This is a genomic window from Stenotrophomonas sp. P5_A8 (assembly GCF_056400545.1).
Map to the genome: position 1 here is coordinate 1 of NZ_JBFULB010000249.1, position 5,557 is coordinate 5,557.

Annotated in this window: 8 protein-coding genes; 1 reads left to right on the forward strand and 7 read right to left on the reverse strand. The window is 67.2% G+C overall.

The annotated features are described in order from the left end of the window. Nucleotides 1-178: 178 nt before the first annotated feature. The 7 genes from AC1DQP_RS15375 to AC1DQP_RS15405 form a co-directional block, all read right to left on the reverse strand. A complete protein-coding gene (locus tag AC1DQP_RS15375) occupies nucleotides 179-394 on the reverse strand; it encodes a hypothetical protein (protein WP_256777219.1) in 216 nt (71 codons plus the stop codon). A 145-nt stretch (nucleotides 395-539) separates the two neighbouring features. Next, a complete protein-coding gene (locus tag AC1DQP_RS15380) occupies nucleotides 540-992 on the reverse strand; it encodes a hypothetical protein (RefSeq protein ID WP_256777220.1) in 453 nt (150 codons plus the stop codon). Then, nucleotides 989-1,192 carry a PspC domain-containing protein gene (locus AC1DQP_RS15385; protein ID WP_256777221.1) on the reverse strand — a complete coding sequence of 68 codons (204 nt, stop codon included), beginning with the start codon at nucleotides 1,190-1,192 and terminating at the stop codon, nucleotides 989-991. Before AC1DQP_RS15385 ends, AC1DQP_RS15380 begins: the two co-directional genes overlap by 4 nt. 47 nt (nucleotides 1,193-1,239) lie before the next feature. Next, entirely contained in the window at nucleotides 1,240-1,611 is a 372-nt protein-coding gene (locus tag AC1DQP_RS15390; RefSeq protein WP_256777222.1) for a YfeK family protein, read from the reverse strand. Next, nucleotides 1,608-2,675: a class III poly(R)-hydroxyalkanoic acid synthase subunit PhaC gene (gene phaC / locus AC1DQP_RS15395; RefSeq protein WP_457320113.1), complete on the reverse strand. Its 1,068-nt coding sequence runs from the start codon at nucleotides 2,673-2,675 to the stop codon at nucleotides 1,608-1,610. The genes AC1DQP_RS15390 and phaC overlap by 4 nt, the downstream gene beginning before the upstream one ends. Continuing rightward, entirely contained in the window at nucleotides 2,672-3,811 is a 1,140-nt protein-coding gene (phaE, locus tag AC1DQP_RS15400) for a class III poly(R)-hydroxyalkanoic acid synthase subunit PhaE (protein WP_478051942.1), read from the reverse strand. The genes phaC and phaE overlap by 4 nt, the downstream gene beginning before the upstream one ends. Nucleotides 3,812-3,860: 49 nt before the next feature. Then, nucleotides 3,861-4,475 carry a CDP-alcohol phosphatidyltransferase family protein gene (locus tag AC1DQP_RS15405; RefSeq protein ID WP_478051943.1) on the reverse strand — a complete coding sequence of 205 codons (615 nt, stop codon included), beginning with the start codon at nucleotides 4,473-4,475 and terminating at the stop codon, nucleotides 3,861-3,863. 392 nt (nucleotides 4,476-4,867) lie between these two features. Here AC1DQP_RS15405 and AC1DQP_RS15410 point away from each other — a divergent pair, with 392 nt between their 5' ends. Beyond that, on the forward strand, nucleotides 4,868-5,518 hold the full coding sequence (locus tag AC1DQP_RS15410) for a class I SAM-dependent methyltransferase (protein WP_478051944.1): 651 nt from the start codon (nucleotides 4,868-4,870) through the stop codon (nucleotides 5,516-5,518). The last annotated feature ends 39 nt before the right edge of the window (nucleotides 5,519-5,557 follow it).

A 5,557-nucleotide genomic window follows, 5' to 3' on the forward strand; every position in this document is an offset into this window, starting at 1 on the left:
GGTATTGCCTGGAGCCGGCCAGCGGCCGGCACTACGCGTGGTCGGGTATTGCCTGGAGCCGGCCAGCGGCCGGCATTACGTATGGTCGGGTATTGCCTGGAGCCGGCCAGCGGCCGGCAYTACGTATGGTCGCGTATCGCCTGGAGCCGGCCAGCGGCCGGCATCACCGATATCAGGTTCAGCGATACAGCTGCGACGTACGTTGATGGACGATGTCGTCGCGCATCGACTCCAGCGCCATCACCCGGATCCGGCCGATCCCCTGCAGTTCCATGAACCGTTCGGTATAGATCTCCGGGCCCTGGTCGGTCTCGGCCCGCGACTTGCTGAAACCGTGCGGTACCAAACCTTTGTCGCCATCCTTGCTACCACCGACATAAAGAACGATTGCCATGTGATGTGTTCCTCCAATAGAGCATCGTGCAGATACAACAACCATCAGCTTACCGCGCCGAACCTGACTGATTCGTCATTTAGCCTAATAACCATTGTTTGCATGCAGATGACGTCGCATTGCACGACGTTTTATTTACGCCGATTTAACGCGTGGATAACGGCCACCAGCCGCGTCCAGTGAGCGCATATACATCGGCCGCGCGTTCGAACGGATTGCGCGCGCTCACCCCGCCGCAGAGCAGGTACACCGGCAGATACAACGGGCCCAGCACCAGGTATTGGTAAACGTGGGCACGCTCATGGTCGTGCAGGCCGATCACCGGTTCGCTGCAGTGGCCGGCCTGGTGGGCGTAGGTGCGACAGGGCACGTCCAGCACCGGGCCGGTGTGCAGGATCACGTTGCCCAGGGTGATCGCCCCGCCCGGCCCCCACGGCCAGTCACGGAACACAACGGCAAGGTCCCTGCCGTTCCACGACGGGCGCGCGCCGGCCACCATCCCGGCCAGGCCGCCGATCAGTCCGATCAGGGTATTGGGCGCGGTCCACAGCGCGCCCAGCCCCTGCAGGACGCGCAGCGCCACTGGCGGCAGGCTCAATCGGCCTCGTTGGGAATCAACAGCCACAGGATCAGGTAGACCAGGATGCCGGGGAAGGCCGCCGACAGCACCGAGACCAGCACGAACAGCACCCGCACCAGGGTGGAGCTCCACCCGAAACGGTGTGCGATGCCGCCCATCACCCCGGCGATCATGCGGTCGTTGAGCGAGCGCGACAGCGGGCGTGGGGTGGCATTCATGGCAGCGGTCTCCGGCAGGCGATGGCGGACTGTAGCGCGGACGATGTCTACGGGGTGCGTTGACGCAGGGCCTTCAATTTTGCCCCGAACCACACCGCCGCGGTCTGCTCGGGCTGGCCCGGGCAGGCGATGCGGTAGGGGGTGCCACTCATGCTGCTCTGGCTGGCGGCCCGTTCGATGAACTGCTCGGCGGTGTCCACCTTGTCCTTCTTCAACAGGTAGTCGTACTTGCGCTGCAGGTGCGCGCGCGCCTCGGCGGCGTCGTGCCAGCTGCCGTTGCGCTGGAAGCGGCAACTGGAGCCATCCAGTGCGCCGATCAGCCCGGCGATCTCGCGGCGGGCGCTGTCACTGGGGGCGGCCTGGGCGATGCCCGGCGCGAGCAGCGCCAGTGCCAGCCACGGCAGGGAAGTCAACTTCATCGGGAACGTTCCTTCAACCAATCGGTGATGGTACCGGGCACTTCGCGCTGGGCGCGCCCGGACACATAAATGCCGATGTGGCCGCCCCGGAAACTGCTTTCGGTGTAGTCCGCACTGCCGATCCGCCCGCGCATCGCACGTGACGCATCCGGCGGCACCAGGTGGTCCTGTTCGGCGTAGATGTTCAGCACCGGCAGGGTCACCTGGGACAACTGGACGGTTTCCTCGCCGATGCGCACACCCTCGTGCATCAGCCCGTTGCCTTGGTAGAACTGCTTGATGAAGTCGCGGAAGGTCTCCCCGGCCAGGTCGGGCGAATCGAAGATCCACTTTTCCATGCGCAGGAAATCTTCCAGCGCAGCCTTGTCATCGAGGATGTCGAGCAGGCCCACGTACTTCTGCACGTTCAGCCGGAACGGCTTGAGCATCAGGTAACTGGCGTTCATCAGGTCGGCCGGGATGTTGCCCAGCGTGTCCACCAGCAGGTCCACATCCACCTGCCGGGCCCAGTGCGACAGCATGTTGTCCGGGGTCTGGAAATCGACCGGGGTGACCATGGTGATCAGGTTGGCCAGCTTGTGCTGGCGCAGCGCGGCATAGCACAGCGCAAATACCCCGCCCTGGCAGATGCCGAGCATGTTGATTGGCGCACCCGACTGCGCCTGCAGGTGATCCACCGCGCCATCGAGAAAGCGCAGCAGGTAGTCCTCCAGGGTCTGGTAGCGCTCGGAGCGGTCCGGGTAGCCCCAGTCCAGCACATACACGTCGTGGCCCAGCGCCAGCAGGCGCTGCACCAGCGAGCGGTCGGCCTGCAGGTCAACCATGTACGGGCGGTTGACCAGCGCGTAGACGATCAGCAACGGGGTGGCGTGCACCGGCGTGTCGGTGCCGACGAAGCGGTACAGCGCCACCTTGCCGTCGCGCCAGATTTCCTCGCGCGCGGTGGCCCCATAGTCCACGTCATCCACCGACGGCAGCAGGGTGAGCCCGTCCAGCAGCTTGCGCTGCATGGCCAGGGTCTCCTGCAGCAGGTCTTCGGCGTTGAATCCCAGCGGCCCTTTCATGGCGCGCGCGTCCTCTTCGACCTGGACGACGCGGATGTTGCGGCTGCGGGCTTGGCTGCGGGCTTGGTCGCGGACTTGCGGACAGCTTTCTTCGCAGGAGCCTTCGGCGCCTTGGCCGACGCTGCAGGTGCAGCCGCCGGCGAGGCGGCGGAAGCGGCGCGCCTGCGACCCGGTGGCGGCGTTGTCGGCGCGGGTGTTTTCGGGACTGGCGGGTCGCTGCGATGCGCGGATGACGCCTTCGGCGCACCACCTGCCGCCATGCGCCGGACCAGCCGCTCCAGCTCGGTGATGCGGCGATGCGCGGCGTCCATCTCGGTGCGGGTCGGCATGCCGATCGCCTCGCAGACCCGCTCGATCTCCTGCTGGGTGGCCGCGCGCAGACGCATCTGCGCATTGCCGAGCGAGGCGTAGACCTTCTGGAACGGTTCGGACAAAGCGACCTTGGCATAGGCCTCTTCAGCCGCCTCGATCCACAGGTCGAACATTGCCCGTGCGCTGGTCAGCTGGTTGCCCGGCTGCTCGTGTTCGGCCAGGCGCTGCTCGAACAGCTTGAACGCCTCATCGAGCGCCTGCTTGATCTGATCGACGTAGTCGCTGGAGTGCGCCTGGTACTCCTGCTGGGCGCGCAACAAGGCCTGCCAGCGCGCCTGATGCTCTCGGCCGGGGCCGAATGCCGGGCTCTGCAGCCACGGGCCCAGGTCGCGCTGCAGCGCTTCCAGCAGCTTCAGCAGATCCGGGCCACCGGCCTGCGTCTGCCCGCGCGCGCCCTGCAGCATCCACTGCAGCAGCCCGTCGCCCTGGCCTTCCACCGCCTGCTTCCAGGCCTGGGCTACATCAGCGCTGCTGGCATCGCGGCCGGCGAACTGCGCGGCCACCTGCTGCATCGTGCCGTACCAGCCGCCGGCCTGCTCGCGGAAGCGGTGCACCGCCGCATCGGCCGGGCTGCTGGTGGCAGTGGGCATCATCTGCGCCCACCAGTCGATTGCCTGCTGCCAGCTGCCCTGCCCCGACGCGCCGGGACCGGCTTGGCCAGGGGGCACCGCGGCATGTCGCAGAGCGTCACCCCAGGCGCTGAAGTACTGCCGCGCCAGGGCTTCGACGTCGCCCGCGTTGCTGCCGCTGCCGGCGGTGCTCATGACACGGTTCCCCGCAGGATCGAATCGAACGACATGGGCGTGTTCGGGCTCACGGCTTGGGGATGCGCAGGGTCTTGCTGATCATCAGCGACCCGGACAGTGCGAACAACAGCACCATCGGGTGCAGCTGCCACGGGCCCAGCTGCCAGCGGCCCAGCCACAGGTCATGCCCGATCGCGCCCATGCTGGCGGCCACCGCCAGCACCACCACCAGCGCCAGGCTGGTCGGAATCGGCGTGCCCTCGAAATACGGCACCTTGTCACCCYCCCCGGCCAGGGCCTCGGCGGTCACGTTGTAACGCGCCAGCCGGCTGACCCCGCAGCACACGAAATAGCTCAGCACCAGCCAGTCCCAGCCCCCCTGCATACCGCAGGCATAGGCCAGCGCGGCCGGGGCCACGCCGAAGGAAATCACGTCCGACAGCGAATCCAGCTCGCGGCCCAGGGTGGAACTGGACTTGCGCCAGCGCGCGATGCGCCCGTCCAGCGCATCGAAGATGAAGGCCAGCGGGATCAGCGCCATGCCGAACAGCAGGTAGCCACGCTGCCCGTCCTGCAGGAAGCGCATCGCGGCGAACACCGCGCCGGTGCCGCAAAAGGCGTTGGCCAGGGTGAACCAGTCGGCCAGGTGGAACTCGCGCAGCATCGAGAAGTGACGTTTCATGGAAGATCTGTAGACGGCAGTGGCAAGAGAGTACCGCGAGCGGCCCGAACCGTGACAGAGCGGCGCCCCGTTCGCGGGGTGCGGATCGGACTGATCGCGTTACCTCGGCCTTCACGTGGCCACGACCGGCGGTGAATTTTTGGCCACCCATCTTGACAGCGAGAACCGGCGGGGGCTGCCGGGGCTTATCCACAAAGTTGCGCACCAGTCATCCACACCCCCTGTGGACAACTCAATCTCAATAGACGCGACGGTGGTGATTTTTTGATCACCGCTGTCATCGCCACGCGGGTCCGGTGGCGAAAAAGACCGCCCCGGATCGCCACCGCTCGGCTAAGCTGGTCAGTGGACCCGCCGCCGCCACGTCCTGCCCGCCCACCGCGACAGGAGCCTTGTGCGTGCTTTCCGATGAATCCCTGGCGGCCCAGCTGCGCCGCCCACATGGCGACCACGCCCTGCCCGTGGCCGAATCGATGAACCGCAGCAACGGCGCCCTCAACCACGCGGCGATCGCCCTGCTGGCGGTGGCCGCCAATGAACAGGTGCTGGAAATCGGCCCGGGCAACGCCGCCTTCGCCGGTGAACTGCTGCGCGCGCCCGGCAGCCGCTATCTGGGCGTCGAGGTGTCGGCGGAGATGGTCATTGCGGCCCGCGACCGGCTTGGCGCGGCGGGCCTGGAAGGGCGCGCCAGCGTCGCCTTCGGCGATGTGCATGCACTGGAACTCGACGATGCCTGCATCGATGCCGCGCTCGCGGTGAACACGCTCTACTTCTGGGAGGATCCGGCCGTGCCGCTGGCCGAACTGGCGCGGGTGCTGCGCCCCGGCGGCCGGCTGTGCGTCGCCTTCGGCGATGCGGCCTTCATGCGCACCCTGCCCTTCACCGCCTACGGATTCCACCTGCATGCCCTGGCCGAGGTGGAACGTGCGCTGCGCAGCAGCGGGTTGCGCGTGTGCGGTTGGCGCAGCCACCGCGAACAGGGCGCCAGCAACGACGGGCGCGTGGTCGACAAGCACTTCCACCTGCTGCTCGCCCGTCGGTAGCGCCGGCCGCTGGCCGGCAATCCCGCACCTCCAGCAACG